Genomic DNA, 1,698 nt, shown 5'->3' on the forward strand with positions numbered 1-1,698 from the left:
TTCATAAGCAAAGCGTTTCATTACATCAGCCATTTCAGCTGCTAATTGTTGGCGCTGGGGAATACTCAGCTGCTCAGCTCCCTCACCACTACGCCCAGATCGAAAGAAACGGTTGCACGCCTCTGGCTTCTCAGCAAAACCACCAACTTTCTCTTCTAATTGTTTTAATTTATCAATCGAGGTATTATCAAGGGCTTGATTTATTAAACCTTGATCATCAGGCAAGCCAAGAAACCTTGCTAATTTAGCAAAGGTTGTTAAACCATTTCCCAGCATATCCTCATAACGGATGATCAATAATGGCAATTGCTGTTGATCAGCCCAGGAGCACACATGCTGATCCCAACGGCCCATATGCTGACGCACCTGATGGCCTCCAACACGTTCAGATGGCACTAGAGCTGCTATGGGATCAAGCAAAAATTGAACACAACGCTCTAGCGGCCAAGAAAAAAAATGACTCAGTGATACAGCCACATCTTCTGGATGCCGCATGATATAAACAGCGCCCAAGCAGCCCGCTGTACTAACAACTGGTCGGTTGCGAGAATCGGGAGATTTAAAAGCATCATGAACTTTATGAAACCTTTCACCTTCGGCAAATAACCATGCTGTTTGCCCGGCACTGCCTCTCAATGGATCCAATTCGCTAAAACTCAGATCACAGCTATTCACGCCTAACTGATCATCAAGCCATAAACGTGATGAAGCAATGGCGCCAGTTTCAATATCATTATTTAAATTAAGTTCTTCCGCATAGCCCTCGCCAGCTAGCCTCAATAATTCTGTAATAAAAACACGGCACCACGTATTACCTGATTTTGGATAGGAAGCCAAATACCAATAACCATGCTTTTGCTCAAGCATCACTTTCACCCTTAGTGCCTTCTTCTATATTAGGTTCTTGAATTGAAGCTGGATCCAACAAATCCACCATTGCGCATGCATTTTTCATAGCCCTGACACCATCGGGAACACGTAATGTGTAGATAGGAACTGAACGGGCCAATGCCGATGCCTGCATAAATAATTGCTGCTCACACTCCATACCGCGTACAACCCTGGCATGAAATGCATTATTTCGTAGCACGAGCAAAGCGTGCTGCTGGCTAAAAGCCTGAGAACTTTTTATTGATGATGCCAAAACATCTGCCTCGCTTTTGCTCTGTTGCCGCTCACGCATCAATTGATAGATACAACGCAATGGAGCAGCTGAGTCAAGGCAGTTCAATTGATCCCCTAACAATGCATATCGTTTCAGCCCGCGCCGCACTAGAGGCAAGTGATGCCAATCCAAATCAAGGGCAACTGCAGCATCATGCCAAAGTTTTAATTGTTGAACACCCGGCCAAATTTTCATATTTTTATCCACAACTACAATTTCACTACTAATAAGTTGCCAGCCATGCTGCTGTAAACACAAGCTCAAAGTTGATTTGCCCGTGGCTGGGAGCCCCAAGAGCAATACAGCTTCACCATTACGTTCTAAGGCCGTGCCGTGCAGCACCAGGCAAGCTCGCTGAATCGCCAATGCGCCAAGGCCACTTGTTACCAAGAAAGTGCGCAAATCACGATTACTAACACTGTCATCCCAGCGTTGATATTCAAGCGATTCACCAGCTGCAGCACGAAACCAACCGATACTCTCCAGAGCTAAACGCCATTCTCTAGCTGCAAGCTGCAAGCATTGTGTGCTGT

General features: G+C 45.6%; 2 protein-coding genes. Both read right to left on the minus strand.

The annotated features are described in order from the left end of the window. A partial coding sequence (locus C7K08_RS13940; RefSeq protein ID WP_106501118.1) for a sulfotransferase domain-containing protein occupies nt 1-867 on the minus strand: 867 nt, incomplete at its 3' end. Then, the coding region (locus tag C7K08_RS13945) for a hypothetical protein (protein ID WP_106501119.1) at nt 860-1,698 on the minus strand (839 nt) is incomplete at its 5' end. The genes C7K08_RS13945 and C7K08_RS13940, both read right to left, overlap by 8 nt.

The sequence above is a fragment of the Synechococcus lacustris str. Tous genome, from assembly GCF_003011125.1.
GTDB classification, from domain to species: Bacteria; Cyanobacteriota; Cyanobacteriia; order PCC-6307; family Cyanobiaceae; genus Synechococcus_D; species Synechococcus_D lacustris.